The sequence below is a fragment of the Pseudomonadota bacterium genome (genome assembly GCA_037200975.1).
In the GTDB taxonomy this organism is placed as follows: Bacteria; Pseudomonadota; Gammaproteobacteria; order Steroidobacterales; family Steroidobacteraceae; genus CADEED01.
The window spans coordinates 1846407-1863949 of record JBBCGI010000001.1 but is presented as its reverse complement, the minus strand read 5'-3'; the positions used below and the strand labels follow the sequence as shown (position 1 = coordinate 1863949).

Annotated in this window: 12 protein-coding genes; 9 read left to right on the top strand and 3 right to left on the bottom strand. The window is 65.1% G+C overall.

What is annotated here, in order from left to right; all coding sequences use genetic code 11:
- Positions 1 to 84: 84 nt before the first annotated feature.
- The 3 genes from WDO72_08260 to WDO72_08250 all read left to right on the top strand — a co-directional run bounded on the left by WDO72_08260 (position 85) and on the right by WDO72_08250 (position 3585).
- Positions 85 to 660: an ECF-type sigma factor gene (locus WDO72_08260; protein MEJ0085660.1), complete on the top strand. Its 576-nt coding sequence runs from the start codon at positions 85 to 87 to the stop codon at positions 658 to 660.
- Entirely contained in the window at positions 657 to 3143 is a 2487-nt protein-coding gene (locus WDO72_08255) for a serine/threonine-protein kinase (GenBank protein MEJ0085659.1), read from the top strand. Before WDO72_08260 ends, WDO72_08255 begins: the two co-directional genes overlap by 4 nt.
- A 166-nt stretch (positions 3144 to 3309) precedes the next feature.
- Complete coding sequence (locus tag WDO72_08250) at positions 3310 to 3585, top strand: hypothetical protein (GenBank protein MEJ0085658.1); 276 nt, start codon at positions 3310 to 3312, stop codon at positions 3583 to 3585.
- Positions 3586 to 3628: 43 nt separating this feature from the next.
- Here WDO72_08250 and WDO72_08245 read toward each other — a convergent pair whose 3' ends face one another.
- The gene (locus WDO72_08245; GenBank protein ID MEJ0085657.1) at positions 3629 to 5404 is read right to left on the bottom strand and encodes a glycoside hydrolase family 11 protein; all 1776 of its coding nucleotides are present in this window, start codon (positions 5402 to 5404) and stop codon (positions 3629 to 3631) included.
- Between the two features lie 604 nt (positions 5405 to 6008).
- On the opposite strand from WDO72_08245, the gene WDO72_08240 reads away from it, so the two are divergent.
- Genes WDO72_08240 through WDO72_08230 form a run of 3 tightly spaced genes read left to right on the top strand, consistent with a single transcriptional unit; the run spans position 6009 to position 8468 of the window.
- Positions 6009 to 6776 (top strand): SDR family NAD(P)-dependent oxidoreductase, encoded by a 768-nt coding sequence (locus WDO72_08240; GenBank protein MEJ0085656.1) that lies wholly within the window; start codon positions 6009 to 6011, stop codon positions 6774 to 6776.
- On the top strand, positions 6773 to 8020 hold the full coding sequence (locus tag WDO72_08235; protein ID MEJ0085655.1) for an FAD-dependent oxidoreductase: 1248 nt from the start codon (positions 6773 to 6775) through the stop codon (positions 8018 to 8020). Before WDO72_08240 ends, WDO72_08235 begins: the two co-directional genes overlap by 4 nt.
- A gap of 7 nt (positions 8021 to 8027) precedes the next feature.
- Complete coding sequence (locus tag WDO72_08230; protein ID MEJ0085654.1) at positions 8028 to 8468, top strand: hypothetical protein; 441 nt, start codon at positions 8028 to 8030, stop codon at positions 8466 to 8468.
- 9 nt (positions 8469 to 8477) lie between these two features.
- Here WDO72_08230 and WDO72_08225 read toward each other — a convergent pair whose 3' ends face one another.
- Complete coding sequence (locus tag WDO72_08225) at positions 8478 to 9464, bottom strand: acetylxylan esterase (GenBank protein MEJ0085653.1); 987 nt, start codon at positions 9462 to 9464, stop codon at positions 8478 to 8480.
- A gap of 64 nt (positions 9465 to 9528) precedes the next feature.
- Here WDO72_08225 and WDO72_08220 point away from each other — a divergent pair, with 64 nt between their 5' ends.
- Both WDO72_08220 and WDO72_08215 read left to right on the top strand, forming a co-directional pair.
- Complete coding sequence (locus WDO72_08220) at positions 9529 to 11151, top strand: pectate lyase (GenBank protein ID MEJ0085652.1); 1623 nt, start codon at positions 9529 to 9531, stop codon at positions 11149 to 11151.
- A 56-nt stretch (positions 11152 to 11207) separates the two neighbouring features.
- Positions 11208 to 13241, top strand: coding sequence for a hypothetical protein (locus WDO72_08215; GenBank protein ID MEJ0085651.1), 2034 nt, complete (start codon positions 11208 to 11210; stop codon positions 13239 to 13241).
- Here WDO72_08215 and WDO72_08210 read toward each other — a convergent pair.
- Positions 13213 to 15720 carry a TonB-dependent receptor gene (locus WDO72_08210; GenBank protein ID MEJ0085650.1) on the bottom strand — a complete coding sequence of 836 codons (2508 nt, stop codon included), beginning with the start codon at positions 15718 to 15720 and terminating at the stop codon, positions 13213 to 13215. The two genes, WDO72_08215 and WDO72_08210, sit on opposite strands and share 29 nt — an antisense overlap.
- A gap of 189 nt (positions 15721 to 15909) precedes the next feature.
- On the opposite strand from WDO72_08210, the gene treF reads away from it, so the two are divergent.
- Complete coding sequence (gene treF, locus WDO72_08205) at positions 15910 to 17532, top strand: alpha,alpha-trehalase TreF (GenBank protein MEJ0085649.1); 1623 nt, start codon at positions 15910 to 15912, stop codon at positions 17530 to 17532.
- The last annotated feature ends 11 nt before the right edge of the window (positions 17533 to 17543 follow it).

Genomic DNA, 17543 nt, shown 5'->3' with positions numbered 1-17543 from the left:
GTGAGGGATTGGCGCGCTTTGCGCAGCCTTGTGGGCTTCCCCCATAATCCAAAAAAAGGACCACGGCACACCGCGGCGCACCTGTTGAAACCCTCCGACTCCACCGATCGAGACGTCACCGCTCTATTGCAGGACATGCAGCAGGGCGTACCCGGCGCGGCCGATCGCCTGGTGCCCGTGGTCTATGCCGAGCTGCATCGCATCGCCGAAGCGGCCATGCGTCGGGAAAGCAGCGGTCACACCTTGCAGCCCACGTTGCTGGTCGATGAAGCGTTCATGCGCCTGATCGGCCAGGACCGCTCTCCATGGCAGAACCGCTCGCAGTTCTTCGCGCTGGCCTCGCAGACCATCCGCCGCATCCTGGTCGATCACGCGCGCGCCCGCCGCCGCCTCAAGCGCGATCACGGTCTGCGCGTGACGCTCAGTGATGACTTGCCCGAGGCGCCTGGGAATTCGCTCGACCTGCTTGCGCTCGATGAGGCGCTGACTCAGCTCGAAGCTTTTTCGGCACGCCAGGCGCGCGTGGTGGAGATGCGGTATTTCGCCGGCCTCGAGATCGAGGACACCGCGGCCGTGCTCGGCGTATCACCCGCCACGGTCAAGCGCGACTGGATATTCGCGCGCGCGTTCCTGTTGCGCGCGCTCGATCCGAAGCCGTGAACGATTCCAGCCGCATCTGCCTGACGCCGGAACAGTTTGAACGGCTGCAGGGTTTGTTCGACGAGGCCCTGTCGCGGCACGGCGAAGCGCGGCGCGTGTGGCTCGCGCAGATCGCGGCGGACGATCCGGCTTTGCACCGGGAACTGCTGGCGTTCGTGACGGCGCACGAGCGCAGCGACACGCTGCTGAGCTCGCCGCTGCGGCTGGCGTTGGGCGAGGACGATGACGCCGCGCGCTGGGCCGGCGCGCGCATCGGTCCCTGGCAGATCACGCGACGCATCGGTTACGGCGGCATGGGCACGGTATTCGAGGCGGTGCGCGCCGACGATCAATACCGAAAACGCGTCGCGGTGAAGGTGCTGCATCGCTTCGCCGCCGGCCCCGACGCCGTGCGGCGTTTCAAGGCCGAGCGCCAGATGCTGGCGAATCTCGATCATCCCAACGTCGCAACGCTGCTCGACGGCGGCGTGACCGACGACGGCCAGCCCTATCTGGTCATGGAGTACATCGACGGCGCGCCGATCACGCAGTGGTGCGACGCGCAGCAGCTCGATCTGCGGCAACGCATCCGGATCTTCCTGCAGGTATGCGCGTCGGTCGAAAGCGCGCATCGCAACCTGATCGTGCATCGCGATCTCAAGCCCGCCAACATCCTGGTCACTGTGGACGGCCAGGTGAAGCTGCTCGATTTCGGCATCGCCCGCCTGCTGACCAGCGCCGACGACGCGGACGCGGCGCCGCCCACGCTCGCGATGCAGCGTTCGTTCACACCGGAATACGCGGCTCCGGAACAGGTGCGCGGCCTGACGGTCGGCACGCCCGCCGATGTGTACTCCCTCGGCGTGGTGTTGTTCGAGCTGCTCGCGCGGCGGCGGCCCTACGAGCTCAGGACGCGTTCGTATCCGGAGATCGAGCGCGTGGTGTGCGGGAGCAGCGTGGCGAACGCCGGAGTCGACGAGGACGTCGATGCCATCCTGCAAATGGCGCTGCGCAAGGAGCCCGAACGGCGCTACGGCGGCGTCGCGCAGCTGTCGGCCGACCTGCGCAACTATCTCGACGGACTGCCGGTCACCGCGCAGCGCGACAGCGCCCTGTATCGCCTGCGCAAGCTCGTGGCGCGCCGCAGGCTGGAATCGGCCGCGGTGGCCGTCGCCGCGCTGTCCCTGGTCACCGGATTGGTGATCGCGCTGGTCCAGGCGGACCGTGCGCGGCAGCAGAGCCAGCGCGCCGAGCAGGTGACCGCGTTTCTAACTACCATGCTGGGCGCCGCCAAGCCGGATTCACTGGGCAAGGACGTGAAAGTCCGCGAAGTGCTCGATTCCGCCGCGCAGCGCGCCGAAACACTGAAGGCCACGCCGGCGCTCGAAGCCGAGATTCGCACCATCATTGGCGATACCTACATTGCGCTCGGCGAATATGCCTCCGGCGAAACGCAGTTCAAACGCGCGCTCGACGCACAGCGCCTGCAGACACCCCGCGGCAGCCACGACATGGTGCTCACGCTGAGCCGTATCAGCCACGCGCAGGAATTCGACGGCCGTTACGAAGACGCAAGCGCCACGCTCGATTCGCTCAACACGATGGCGGTCCGCTTTCCATTCACCGAGTCCGAAGAGCTCTCGGATCATCTCGACCAGCAGGGGCGCGTGCTCACCCGGCTCGGCCACACCGAACAGGCGGTGCCGTACCTGGAACGGGCGCTCGCCGAGCTCGAACGCGGAACGCCCGACGACGCGGCGCTATCCACGGCTTATGCCAACCTCGGCATGGTCAAGGGCGAGCTCGGCCAGAACGAGGCGGCGCTCGCGTTCTTCACGAAGAGCGTCGCGGCGGCGCGCCGTGCATTCGGCCCCGCGGATCCGCTGCTGGCCGAAAAACTTTCGCCGTACGCGTCGATGCTCGACTACGCGGGCCGGATAGAGCAGGCGGGAGAGGTCTATCGCGAGGCCATCGAGATCCGCCGCAAGGCGCTCGGCGCGGACCATCCAGAATACGCGTGGACACTGAACAACTATGCCGATCACCTGATGCGGCAAGGCCGCTATGCGGAAGCCGCGTCGTTCGCGCGCGAAGTGCTGGCGTTGCGCGGCAAGACGCTGCCGGACTCGAACGTCATCGTCGGCACCACGTTGAACGTGCTGGGCCGCTCGCTCGGCCCGCTGGGGCAGGCGCAGGAAGCCGACAAACTACTGCGCGAATCGCTGGCGCTGCGTCGCCAGTATCTGCCCGAGGGCCACTGGGCCACGACGTCGGTGGAGAGCATGATCGGCGCGAACCTGGTCCTGCTGAAGCGTTATGCGGAAGCCGAGAAAATCCTGCTCGATACCGAGCAGCGCCTGCTGGCTGCGCGTGGCGAAGGCGCACCCGTCATTGCAGATGCGCGGCAGCGGCTGGTCATGCTGTACGAGGCGTGGAACAAGCCGGAAGAAGCGGCGCGGTGGAGAAGCAAATTGCCGCAAGGCAACGCGGCGGCCGCACGCTGAATTTTCCTGCCGCCCGCGTACCTTGTAGGCGCACATCACCCGGATCGCGGGATGTCGGCCGTTGGACTCGCCCGCGTGCGCTTGCGAGCATCGCTGCATGGATTCACGTGCGTCGATATCGAGAGGCCGGCTGGAACACGCCGAAGCGCTGCTGAGAGAGGTTCTCATGCGCGACTTCGACGCCGAGCCGAGAGGTGATGCGGGCTCGCTCGGCCGGATCCTCATTCATATCGTGAACATGCATCGCGCGGTCAGCACGTCAACGGATGAGCCCGGGAACGTCGCCAAGAGATTGGGTGATTTCGCCCAGGTCCTGGGGCGCATGAAGCCACCGAACGCGGATTCGGCGGCGCGCTTCACGAGGCTGGCGGGCGCGCTGCAAGCGGCCAGATCGGGACTGGAAAACCGGGTCGAGCAGCCGTTCACGCAACCGTCGGCGTAAAAGAAAAGACCCCGGCCGGGCCGGGGTCTTTGCGCCACGAACGCTAGTTGAAATTGTCGGAGATCTTTCCGAACCCCGTGACTCCATTGCAGTGCATCCATTCGCTGTAGGAACCGCCGCCGCATCTGCCGTTGGCGAAGGCGCCGGTGTTGTACTGCATGTTTTCCGCCTGCCGCGGAACCTGACTGTCGACCCGGACCCAGTCGATGACCACATCCTTGGTGCCGCCATCATTGTCGTACTTGACGTTGATGTCGCCATCGCCGAGCACGGTGACGGTGTATTCCTGGAACGCGGTCGTCAGCCACCATCCGCTGTTGACGGACTGGCCGTTGATCAACAGGTGAATGTGTTCGCCACCGGCGTTGCCGCGGGCGCGAATCGTGATCTGGTGATCCTGCTTGAGCGGGCCGTAGTTCACCGCGCCACCGCAATACAACCATTCGGTGAACGACCCGCCGCCGCAGTTGCCGTTCGCATAGGAACCGGTATTGACCGCCACCGCTTCGGTCTCGCGTTTCACGCCGTCGACGGATAGATAGTCGATCCGGGCGGCCTTGCCGTTCGCAACCGCGTCGTCGTTGGCGAATTCGAGCCCGATCTCGCCCTCTCCATACACCGTTTCACTGAAGGTCTGAAAAGCGGAGGTGAGGGTGCGTCCCTGGTTGATGCGATTGCCATCGCGCAGCAGGAAGAGCTGTTCGCCGCCCTTGTTGCCCTGCGCGCGGTAGGTGACGGAACGCATCATCGAGCTGCCCTGCGTGACCGTGACGGTCGCATTGACCGACTTGGTTCCGTCCGGGCTGATGATCGCGAGCGTGCACGTGCCGGGGCTCTGGCCGAACAGCAGGAATTTCCCGTGGTAGAGATCCAGCCCTATCTTTCCGTTGCAACCGCTGGTGGGAACGACGGTCGAGCTCCAGTCGGAGTAGTCGGCCGGCAAGGTCCAGTCGACGATCGACCCGGCGCCTACCTCCAGGTTGAAGGTGGCCGGTGTCGCGGTGATGGAGCTCGGCGCCGGAAGCGTGACGATATCCAGCTGCGACACGTTGACGGTACCAGTGCTCTTGTAGCCCTCGGCCAGAAACGCGACTTCGTACAGTTCGCCCGACATGTCGAGGCCGAGTTTTTCCCACGCGGCGAAGTGCTGGCCGATATTGATCGTGCCGGAAATCACGCCGGCCGGGCTCGGGGTCTGATTGTTGGTGCCGCGATTTTTTCGCACGCTCACGTATTGCGAGAAGTTCTGGTTTCCCCACGGCGTGGGCTGGTTGTTTCTCGTCGTCTTGATGACTTCGTAGATGATGCCGTTGATGGCGATCATGCCAAGGGACTGGGCGGTGCCGTCCTGGGCGTGGTTCCACTGGTACCAGTTTTCGATGATGTAGAACTCCGCGGTCGAGCCCGTGCCGTTGTAGTTGTGCACCCAGCCGTAGACGCCGATGCTGGAATTGCCGTCGGCCACGAACTGCGGCCGCCAATCCGCCGTGTAGGTGAACTGCAGGCCGCCGCGTTGCTTCCACGACTGCCCGGTGCTCGAGCCGTAGAAGAGGCCGCGCCGCGCGAGATAGTCGTCGGCGTTGGTCCAGGTTCCGCTGAAGGTGGCGCCGGCATTGACCGTCATGCATTCGTCGGCCGGAGACGCGGCATTCGCCGGATTCCACAACTCATAACGAAAGTTGTCCCGCGTACCGGTGCGTTGATTCACGCTGGTCGTCAGACAGTATTGCTGGGCGCTGGCATCCTGGATGCCGAGCATCAGGACACCGAAGGCGAGGCACAGTTTCAATGCCGTGCCGGATATGGCTCTATTTTTCATGATGGTCAGTTCCCTCTGTTTGTCAGCGTTAACAAATCGCGGCGATGGGCGTCCGGAGTTATCTATCTACTAGCCGCGCCGGATGTCATCTGACGAGTAGTCAGGTTGACCGCCGGAAAGACGCCGGCCTTACTACCACGGGGCGGAGTGGTAGCGCTATCGAGAATTCCCCTCATCGTCGAAATTCGCTGCCGCCGCGGCGTAGCAATCGCCTTTCAGCGCAAGGTTTTTCGTCCGACGAAGAAGTTCTCGCGAAGCGCCCGGAATTTTCCGGGGTTTCCAGTAGCCGGCCGCGCGCGGCTCCCGTATCTAACTACTTGGCAGATCGTTCGTATCGACACCGGGGGAATTGGATTCAGCCGTGTCGGCTGGAAGCGCAGGCAACGGATTCGCCGCCGCGCCGGTAGCGGGACACGCGATCCCGATGATGCCGCTTGCTGCAGTACAGTGGATCCCACGCAAGTCGCGGTATCGACTGACAGTTGACCACCGGCCCGCCATCCGATATTCGTTTGCCGTGAACGCAGCGCAGACCCGACGCAGATTCCTCCACTTCGCCGTGCTCGGGCTCGCGGCGTGGCCACTCGCAGCAAAGGACCGTACCGTGCGTCGTATCTTCATCACCGGTTCCACGGATGGCCTCGGCCGCGCCGCGGCGGAAACCTTGATCCGCGACGGCCACCAGGTGGTGTTGCACGCACGTTCCGCGTCGCGTGTATCCGCACTGGCGGACCTGAAACCCAAGGCGGCGGGAATCGTCATCGGAGACCTGAGCAGCGCACGCGAAACCAAAGCCCTCGCGGAGCAGGTCAACAAGATCGGTCACATGGACGCGGTCATCCACAACGCCGGCATCTATCGCGAGCCGAATCGCGGGCCGACACCGGAAGGCCACGCGAAGGTGCTCGCGGTCAATACACTCGCGCCATACCTGTTGACGGCGCTCATCACACGGCCCGGCCGGCTCGTCTACCTGAGCAGCGGCATGCATCGCGGCGGCGAAGACTCGTTGCGCGACATCGATTGGACCGAGCGGCGCTGGAACACGAACCAGGCCTACTCCGACAGCAAGTTGTTCGTCACCACGCTCGCAATGGCGGTCGCCAGGCACTGGCCCAATGTGGTCAGCAGCGCGGTCGATCCGGGCTGGGTGCCCACGAAGATGGGCGGCGCCGGTGCGCCGGACGATCTCGAGGAGGGCCATCTCACGCAGACCTGGCTGGCGACCAGCGATGACGCGGCGGCGAAGGTCAGCGGTGGCTACTGGCATCATCGTCAGCGGCAGAAGCCGGAAGCGCCGGCGCTCGATCCCGCGTTCCAGGACCGGCTCATGGCGAAGCTGGCCGCGCTCACCGGTATCACGCTGTTTTGAACAATACTTTCGACGTGGTGATCGTCGGTGGCGGAGCGGCCGGGATTGCTGCCGCGCGCCGTCTCTCGCAGACCGACCTCTCGACCCTGCTGCTCGAAGCGAGCCCACGCCTCGGCGGGCGTGCCTGGACTCACGAGGTCGCGGGGTCGAATCTCGACCTCGGCTGCGGCTGGTTCCACTCCGCCGAACGTAATGCCTGGGTACACATTGCCGAGGCCGCGGGATTCCCCATCGACCGCAGCGTTGCCAAGTGGGGCGTCCAGTATCGCGATCTCGGGTTTCCGAAGGATCAGCAGGTCGAGGCGCGCCGCGCCTTCGATACCTGGATGCGCGAGCTCGAACACGCGCCGCCACCCGGCGACTGCGCCGCCGACGCCCTGCCCGCGGGCGGCGAGTGGACTAACTACATACGCGCCATCGGTGGATTTATCAGTGGCGCCAGCCTCGATCGCCTGTCCATCGCCGACTACCTGGCGTACGACGAGGCGTCCTCGGAAAACAACTGGCGCACGCCGGCGGGCCTCGGAACCGTCGTCGCGAGAGGCTTTCCGCAACGTGTACCGCTGCGCCTGGCGACTTCCGTGGATGCGTTGACCCTGAGCGCCGCGGGAGTGTCGCTCGCAACCACCGCGGGTACGGTGACCGCACGCGGTGCGATTCTCACGGTCTCTACCGCGGTGCTGGCCGGTGATGCACTGAAGCTGCCCGCGGAGCTCGCGCCCTGGCGCGAGGCCGCGAACCAGCTGCCACTGGGCCGCAATGAAAAGCTTTTCTTCCAGATCGTCGGCGACGCACCTTTCGCGCCCGAGTCGCAGGTGCTGGGTGATCCGCGCGATGCGCGCACCGGCTCGTACTACATCCGGCCGCTCGGCTCCCGGACGATCGAGTGTTTCTTCGGCGCGGAAGGCGCGCGGATGATCGAGGAGAGTGGGCCCGTCGCAGGTTTCGATTTTGCTCTCGGACAACTGGCCGCCTTGTTCGGCACAGACATTCGCGCCGCACTGCGTCCGCTGGCCGCGTCGGCCTGGAGCGGCAGCAAACTCATTGGCGGCGCGTACAGCTACGCACTTCCAGGACACGCGGCTGCGCGCCAGACGTTGGCGCAGCCGTACGACGCACGCGTGTTCTTTGCAGGAGAAGCAACCAGCGCGGGCGACTTCTCCACCGCGCATGGCGCCCACGACAGCGGAGTGCGGGCGGCCGAAGAAGCCATCGCGTCCTTTGCATTGCGTTCCGGACGATAACCAGTCGGTGCATCACATGCGCACATTGCCGGTATTGATGTTGACGCTGCTGTCATGGCCGGCAACCGCAGCCGAAGACCCGCGGATTTCCTACCTGGAGCAGCAGGTGCGCAACCTGGACCGGCAGGTGCAGGCGTTGACGCGGCAGGTGGACGCGCTGCGCAACCGCGCCAGCCGGATTTCGCCGGAGCCCGGCGCGCCGCCAGTTGCCGCCGCGTCCGGTGAGCTGCCGCAATGGGTTGATGCGGCGAAGTGGCGGCAGCTGCGGCCTGGCATGAGCGAACTCGAGGTGATCGGCACGCTGGGGCCGCCGACTTCCACGCGCGAAGAGGGCGGCGCGCGCGTGCTGCTCTATGCGCTGGAGATCGGGTCGTCCGGCTTCCTGGGCGGCAGCGTTACGCTGCGCGACCGAGCGGTCAGTGAAGTGCGTCAGCCCGCCCTGCAGTGACCGGTCGCTTCAAACATGCGCGACCAGCCACCGGCGGATTTCCTCGCGCATCGCCGGCGTCTCGAGATGGGCGCTGTCGTAACGCAGCAGTTTCCAGTTTTCGGGCACGCCCGCCGAACCGTAGACATCTTTCAGCTCCCGATCGATTTTTTCGAGACCGGCCACGGGCGTGAGCGCGTCCAGATTGCCGGCCAGCGACAGGTGCGCGCGCGGCGCGATCAGCGCGTTCATCTGCCCTGCGGTGAAGTGGGTGAGCAGATCCGGCACGTAGTAATAGATGCCGTGGCCCTTGAGCCCGCCGACTTCCACCAGCGTGTGCCAGTCTGTCAGGCAACAAATGTCGACCACGACCTTGAGGCGCGGATCGAGCGCCCCCGCCCATTGCGCGGTGGAGCTGCCCATCGACATGCCGACCGTCGCCAACCTTTGGGTGTCGACGTCGGGGCGCGTGACTAGATAGTCGACGGCCTTGAGCGCGTCGTAGACCATCATTCCCCACAACACGCGGCCGTGCCACAACGTGTCCTTGAAGAAATCGAGCTCGGTGCGTGTGGCGCGCTCGCCGAAGATCCACGCGTCGAAGCACAACGCGTTGTAACCGAGCGAGGTCAGGAACTCCGCGTACGGCGGCTTGTACATGTACTCGCGGCCGTCGATGAATTCGGCCTTGCCGATCTGATACCCACCGCCGTGCGAGTGGTTGAAGAGCACCGTGGGAAGCCTGCCGCCCGCGCCCTTGGGTTTTGCGAAATACGCCGGCGCCGGTTCCTCGCCATTGAGGTCCAGGACGAGTTTTTCGAGCGTGTAGGTCCCGCGGTCTTCCGTGGAAACGAGTTGCGCGCCAACCTTGCGATCTCGCGGCGGCAGCCTGCCCATGAGATCGTACAATTTCTTTCGACTCGCGGCGGCTGACCCCTGCGAATTCGCGCTGGAGATTTCCGCCTGGGTCGCCATGAGCACGCCGGCGCCCGCCTGCAGCAGTGTTCTTCTTTTCATGTGCGATAATTTACTCGCTCGCGCAAATCGCGAATACTGTCCGGCACGTTTTTGGGGGTCAGCGATGAATATGATTTCGATCCGGCGCGTTTCGCGCGTATGGCTGTGCGCATTCACGGTCCTCGGCGGCCTCGCGACGGCTGCATCGGCGCAGAACAGCGCGCCGCTCGCACGCAACGACGTCGAAGCCGCGATGCGGCGTGCCACCGAGTTCATGGTCGACAAGGTCGCGTATCGCGGCGGTTACCTGTGGAATTATCTGCCGGACATGTCGCGCCGCTGGGGCGAGATGGAAGCGCGCGACACGATGATCTGGCTGCAGCCGCCGGGTACCTCGAGCATGGGCCACGTCTTTCTCGATGCGTATCACGCCACGGGCGACGAGTACTATTACCGCGCCGCCGAGCAGGTCGGATCCGCGCTGATCTGGGGACAACATCCGAGCGGCGGCTGGAACTATGTGGTCGATTTCGCCGGCGATCGCAGCCTGCGCGACTGGTACGCGACGGTGGGACGCAACGCCTGGCGCCTGGAGGAATTCCAGCACTACTACGGCAATGCGACTTTCGATGACCAGGTCAGCACGGATGCGGCGATGTTCCTGCTGCGGCTTTATGTCGAAAAGCTGGACGCGCGCTACAAACCCCCGGTCGACCGCGCCATCGCGTTCGTCCTCAACAGCCAGTATCCGATCGGCGGCTGGCCGCAGCGTTTTCCGCTGAACTACGAATTCGCCAAACACGGGCACGACGATTATTCGTCGTATCTCACGTTCAACGACGACGTCGTCTGGGAAAACATCTCGTTCCTGCTGCTGTGTTACCAGGTGCTCGGCGAGCAACGGCTGCTCGACCCCATCACGCGCGCGATGAATTTCTTCCTCGTGTCGCAGCAGGGCGCGCCGAATCCGGGCTGGGCGCTGCAGTACACGCTCGATCTAAAACCCGCGGCCGCGCGCACCTACGAGCCGCTGGCATTGGCGACCCACACCACCGCCAGCAATATCGATCACCTGCTGACGTTCTATGAACTGACGGGCGACACGCGTTATCTCGCGCGCGTTCCGGACGCCATCGACTGGCTGGAGAAGGTGAAGTTGCCCAAGCCCGTCGCGGGCGGAAAGACGCATCCCACGTTCGTCGAGCTCTCGACCAATCGCGCGTTGTATGTGCATCGGCGCGGTTCCAACGTCGCCAACGGCGAGTACTACGTGGACTACGATCCGGCGCGCGGCATCGGCCACTATTCCACCACCCGCAAGATCGACACCGCGGCGATGCGCGCGCGGTACGACCAGCTGCGCAAGGCAGACGTCAAGACGCTCGTGAAGGGATCGCCACTCGTGGCGGGCGCCGGTCTCGTCGCGCTGCCGCGTTTCTTCGCAGCAAGATACGCGCCGCCCGTGCCGCAGGACCTGGACGCACAGACGCGTGCGACGCTGGCGGCGCTCAATTCAACCGGGTACTGGCCGGCCCCGCTGCCGCAGACCAGTCATCCGTATCGGGGGCAGGCCAAGAGTGGCAACGTGCCGGGCGATTTCGCGACGACCTACGTCGGCGATGAATCGGACACTTCTCCGTATACCGACACGGTCGCGACACCGTCGATCTCGACGGCGAAGTACCTCGAGAGCATGAATATCCTGATTCACTGGACGTCCCAGGCACGGCAAGACGCCGCGAAGTGAAGTCGGCGTGAGTTCCGATATCACGCGGCGCAATCGCGGCGGCACACTGCAGCCGGATGCCCGGGAAACTCGTGAAACTCGCGTCGATTTTTTGCGCCGTGGTCGCATCTGCCGCGGTCGTCCAGGCCGCGCCGCCGCCGCTCGCCTTTCGCATCGACGAAGGACAGAACCTCAACAGCTTTTTCCGTGAGGGGCCGGTTGCCGCGCATCTGTTGCTGCGGTCGGGCACCGAACCTCGCATCCTGGTCGTATTTCCGGCGGGCAACGGCGGCGTCGGTCTGTGGTTCGGGAAGACGACGCAACCCGTCGCGTGGAAGATCGTTACGCCGCCCCGGCCGGTCACGGCGCTCGATGCACAGCGGCGTCCGCTGTACGGCATCGAGTTCGAAGTGGAGGCCGATGCGACGGAGCTGCGGCCCGACGGCGCCGTCCTTTCGTCGGTGCGTGTATTGCGTGACTACGAGCTGCAGCGCAAGGCGCCGGCCGAGGTGCTGGTCGAGCCGTCCAATTCCGATGGAAGCATCTCGTGGCGGCGCGATCGGCTCGACGGCGCCGCGGGTTTTGCGCTGCGCATCGGCGCCGGCAGCGGTACGCATCTAGCTACCACGGGATTCGCCGCCGCGCCGGGCAAGCGTCTGCGTCTCGAGGTACGCGCCCTGAGCGGCGAAACGCCGCTCACGCCCCTGCGGACAGTGCTCACGCCGCGCGCCGGCAACGATCCACGCGCCCGCGACGCCTTGTCGTTTCTCAGTTACCACGAAAAATTCCTCGCCGGATCTTGGCGCTTCGACACCTATTTCGGTCGCGATACCCTGATTTCGGCCCTGTTGCTCGCCCCCGTGCTCGAACCCGAGGCGCTGGAGAGCGCCATCGCCTCGGTGCTCGATCGGCTCGCGCCGAATGGCGAGGTCGCGCACGAGGAAGACATCGGCGAGTTCGCGGTGCTGCGAAATGCGCGTGAAGGACGCGGCAAGGATGCGACGCCTATCTATGACTACGGCATGGTCGACGATGACTTCCTGCTCGCGCCGCTGGCCGCGCGCTGGCTGCTCGAGGACGAACGCGGGCACACACGCGCCGCGGAATTCCTTTCGAGCCGCGGCCCGGCTGGCGAACGCCGCGGAGCGGCAATCGTGCGCAACCTCGTGTGGATCGCCGAGCGTGCGGCGCCCTTTGCGGACGCGCCGCGCGCGACCAACCTGGTCGGGATTCAATCCGGCCGCATGACGGGCAACTGGCGCGACAGCGAGCAGGGACTGGGACGGGGGCGCTACGCTTACGACGTCAACGCAGCGCTCGTGCCGGCGGCACTCGATGCCGCCGCGCGGCTCGCCGCATCCGGGCTGCTCGATCGCTATCTCGACGCCGCGCAGCGGCGCTCGCTCGCGCAAGCGGGCGAACGCGCGCGTTTGTGGACCGCGAACGCGCCGCGGCTGTTCGCGGTCGACATCCCCGCTGCGCAGGCGCGCGCGGCTATCGGCGCCTACGCGCAGGAGATTGGAGTAGATAGCGGCCGAGCGACGCGTTCCCTGGGCAATGCGTCGCTCTCGTTCCACGCGTTGTCGCTGGGCGCGCAGGGTGATCCGGTCCCGGTCCTCAACTCGGACGAAGGCTTCAGACTGCTGCTGACCGATCCTTCGCCGGAAGAACTCTCGAGATGCGTTACGGCCATCATGCGGCCGTTTCCCGCCGGGCTCCTGAGCGACGCGGGTCTGCTGGTTGCCAATCCCGCGCTGGCCAGCGCCGATCTGCGCCGCGAATTTTCGCGCTTCGCGTACCACGGCACCGTTGTCTGGTCGTGGCAGCAGGCGCTGCTGGCCGCGGGCTTCGACCGCCAGCTGAAACGCCGCGATCTGCCCGCGCCGGTGCGTGCGTCGCTGCAGCGTGCGCGTTCGGATTTGTGGGCGGCAATCAACCGCGCTTCGAGCCTGCGCACCTCGGAACTCTGGTCGTGGTCGTACCGCGACGGGCAATACCGGCCGGAGCCCTTCGGCCGCCCCGGAGCCGAAGCGGACGAATCGAACGCCGCGCAGCTCTGGAGCACCGTTTACCTCGGGCTGACTACCAGAGGTACTTCGCCTGGAAATTGACTTCGCTGCCCTCGATCGGCCGGGCCAGCAACACGCCGCCGGAACCGGCAGCCACGCCGAAAATGCGAGAGTTACTCTCGGTCAGCCCGAGTTCGTCGGACAGGTTCGACCCGCGCAGCGCGAACAGCCAGTGTTCGCCTACGCTGGCGGTGACGCCGACATCCCAGGTCTGGTACGAACCTAGCTGCTGCAACGCGGACTGATCCTGCGTGTGATCGCCGACGTGAGTGTAAGTGACGTATGCATCGAGGTCGGCGGAACCCATCGACCAGCGATAACTCGGCGTCAGCATGTAGCGCAGCTTGGGTTGCCGCTGCAGCTGCCGTCCTTCGATGGGGGCGCAGCCGTCGCCAGTCACGACGTTGCTGTACGGAAAACACGCGTCGAAGTCGGTGTATTCACCGTCAAGGTAGTTGGCGACCACCTGGAACCTGAAATGTTCGCCCGGGGTGATCGCGCCGATGAGATTGATGCCCTTGGACTCGGAACCGAACAGGCGCAGTTCGTTCGGCAGCGGCACGCCGTTATCGTCGGTGGGCGTGTATTGCAGGCCGGTGAATTTGCGGAAGTAGGCGCTGACGTCTGCGTAGACCAGGTCGTTCTGGAACTTGAATCCCACTTCATAGTTGCGGACGATCTGCATGGGCGGCGTGTTCCCCGTCGTGCTGCCGCGAATGCCATTGTCGAAGTCGAGAAAATGCCCGCCGCGGTTCACGCGGCCGTAGACGGACATGGTGTCGGTGAAGCTGTAGTTGGCGCCTGCCGTCCACGAGGTGAAGTCCTGGTCGTAGTCGGTGACGGCGAAGGTCCCGTTACAGACCGGCACGGCGTTGTTGTAGATCGTCAGCGCGTCGCCGTCGAGATCGACATTCGACAGATTGCAGACGCGATTGGTGGCGTCCTCGTTCTCGAAACGCACCGACGCATCCAGCAGCCATTTGTCGATGCGCCACGAGTCCGATAGATAGATCGCCCGATTGAAGGCGTGCCCGCGCTCCGTGATGTTGAAGGAGCCACCGTCGAGGAAACCTTGCTCGTCGGTGCGTTGCGCCGTCTGGCCCAGGCCGTTGACGTAGCTCACGGTGATCGGACGGGCATTCGGCTCGTTGGTCATCAACATGTGATTGCCGAGTGCCCATTCGTCGTCCATCGTGTAGTAGGCGAGGTACACGCCGAGCGTCAACGTGTTTCCATCAAAGAGCTCCTTGCTCAGGCGGAAATCATTGTTGATGTTCTCGAGCTCTTTGTGGATGAACCACCAGCCCTGCGAGATGACGCTCTGGTCGGGTGCGACGGCGCCACCGCCGACGTACGTGGCGGTCGCCGAGCCCGGCGGCAGTTCGAGGCCGCCGAGGTCGGTGGAAAGCGTGTACAGCTCGTCGGAGAGCGCCGCGGGGTTGGCACCCGAGAACAACGCGTTGGTGTCGACGTCGCCGCTGTTGAACAGGAACTTGTTGCTGATCGACCAGCCGTTCCCGAATTCGTGATCGTAGTTGGCGCCGAGGAAATACATCTGCGCGCCGCGGCCATTGGCGAGATCGGCGTTGGTGCCGCCGCCGGGATACCCGTCGAGCCGCACGTGCCGTATCGCATTGCTGTTGTACGTCGAGGTGAGCGGATCGAAGCCCGGGTATTTGCTGAAATGGTCGGTGCCGGTCTGGATCACCGGGATCGGCGTGATGAATTGATTCTTGTCGTCGAGGTAACGCGCATACAGCACGAGATTGCCGGCATCGGACTCACGCTTGAGCGTCGCCGTGAGCTGGCCGCCCTCATCGGCCTTGAACTGCGGATCGCGTACGCCGTCCGAGGTGCGCCAGAAGCCACCGACGCTGCCGTACCAGTTGCCGCCCAACGGAAAACCCGCGAAGCCATCGAGACGCATGAGATTTTCATCGCCGTAGGTGAGGCCGAGGCTGCCCGTGGGCGTATCGGTGCCGGTCTTCAGCAGGAAATTCGCGGTGGCTCCCATCTGCCCGCCGGCGAATACCACCGACGGGCCGCCCTGCAGGATCTCGGCGGATTTCACGGTGTCGTCAAGGCGGAAAATACTCGTGGTCTCGAAGAAGGACAGTGTCGGCATGCCGTACAGCGGCGATCCCATCAACAGGGTGGTGAAGTACGGCGCGTCGCCGCCGCCCGGAAATCCCGCGATCTCGATGTTTGCGCCGGTCTGGCCGCCGGTCGATTCCGGCCACATGCCGGGCGATATCTTGAGCAGATCCGCGGTGCTCTTCGGATTCGCACGGCGGATCTCCTCTTCGTTGGCGGTGACGATGTTGTAGCTGGCTTCGAGTTTCTTGACGCCACCGATCGCGCTGCCGGTGACGACGATGGTTTCGAGTGAGCTATTCTCGTCCGTACTGTCAGGCGTCTGCGCTTCCGCCTGCGCCTTCACCTGCGCGGTGGTGAGTAATGCGATCGCCAGCAGCGCGACTACCTCGGGCGCGCGGACGCGCGAAAAAATTTGTTGCGGCATACACAATCCCCTCGTGTTCATGCTCTCAATGGCCGCGAGCATGTGACTGACACGAAGTCACTTCTTCCGAGACCGGCGAATTCGGTTGTCTCAGCGTTACTCGATCAATTGTCAGCGCGCGGCTACATCAGCGCCGTGCGCGCCCGCCGATCTGGATTTCCGGCGGCACGCGGCGTATGACCTGCGTGCATGAAACGAAAACTCTGCGACACGGCGCGCGCCGGCTTCGCGCTCGCGTTGTTGTTTTCCTGCCTTGCCGCATTCGCTGCGCCGGCTGCTGCGCCGCAACCGCCGTCCGTTGTCTTTCGCGGTCTGTTCGAAGATGTGCAACGCAGCGGGATCTTTCCGGACAGCAAGACTTTCCCCGATTCGGTTCCCAACGCGGCGCCGGCGGAAATCCTTGCCGCCTATAGGCGCGAGCGGGCCGAACCTGGTTTCGAATTGCGCGCCTTTGTCAGCCGTCACTTCACCGTCGCCACGATTCCGGACGCCGAATACGTCGACGATTCGCGCGCCGGCGTGTGCGCGCATATTGATGCGCTGTGGCCGGTGCTCACGCGCGGACCGGACGCCGCGGCTGCAGGCTCGTCGCTGCTGCCGCTGCCGCACCGGTACGTGGTGCCGGGCGGAAGATTCCGCGAGGCCTATTACTGGGACACGTATTTCACGATGCTCGGCCTCGAGGCCTCCGGGTGGCATGATCTCGTGCGCGAGATGATCGACAACTTCGCTTTTCTCATCGACACGTACGGCCACGTGCCGAACGGCAACCGGACTTACTACCTGAGTCGTTCGCAGCCGCCGTTTTTCGCCGCGATGATCGCGTTGGCCGCGCAGCGCGATGGCGAGCAGATCTATGCGAAGTACCTGCCGCAGCTCGAGCGCGAGTACCAGTTCTGGATGGAGGGCGCGGCGACCCTGGCTCGCGGCACTGCGCACCGGCGCGTCGTCAGACTCGCCGATGGAGCCGTGTTGAATCGATACTGGGACGATCGCGCGGCGCCGCGCGATGAAGCCTGGCGCGAAGATGAAGCGACCGCCGGCGCTGCCCGCCGCCCCGCGGCCGAGGTGTACCGGAATCTGCGCGCCGCCGCCGAGAGCGGCTGGGACTTCAGCTCGCGCTGGCTGGCGGATGGCAAGACGCTGGCGACGATACGCACCGTCGATTTTCTGCCCGTCGACCTCAACAGTCTCCTGTATCAACTGGAGATTGCGATCTCGCGCGGCGCCGCCGCGCGCGGTGACGCGGCGGCGAGCGCCCGCGCCCGGGCACTGGCCGACCAACGCGCGGCCGAAATGCGGCGTCTTTTCTGGAACACGAAGCGCGGCGCATTCACCGACTACCTCTGGACCGAGCGCCGCGCGTCGGATGCGGTCACTGCCGCTGGACTCTATCCGCTGTTCTTCGACATCGCGGAGCGCGGCCAGGCCGCGCCGCTGGCCGACGCCACGCGGCTCAACCTGCTGCGCCCCGAGGGCATCGTGCCGACGGCGGTGAGGAGCGGGCAACAATGGGACGCACCAAACGGCTGGGCGCCGCTGCAATGGATCGCAATCAGCGGCTTCGCCCGGTATGGCGAGGAAGGCCTGGCACAGGCCATCGCCGCGGGCTGGGTGCGGGAAAATGTCGCCGAGTTCGCGAAGACCGGCAAGCTGGTCGAGAAGTACGACGTCACCGGCGATGCGGACGCGCGCGGCGGCGAGTATCCGACCCAGGATGGGTTTGGCTGGACGAATGGCGTGCTGCGCGCGCTGCTGGCGAATCCAGAGCGCACGGACGGCTGCGTAACGCGCCGGCCGGGGGCTAACTAATCGGCACGCAT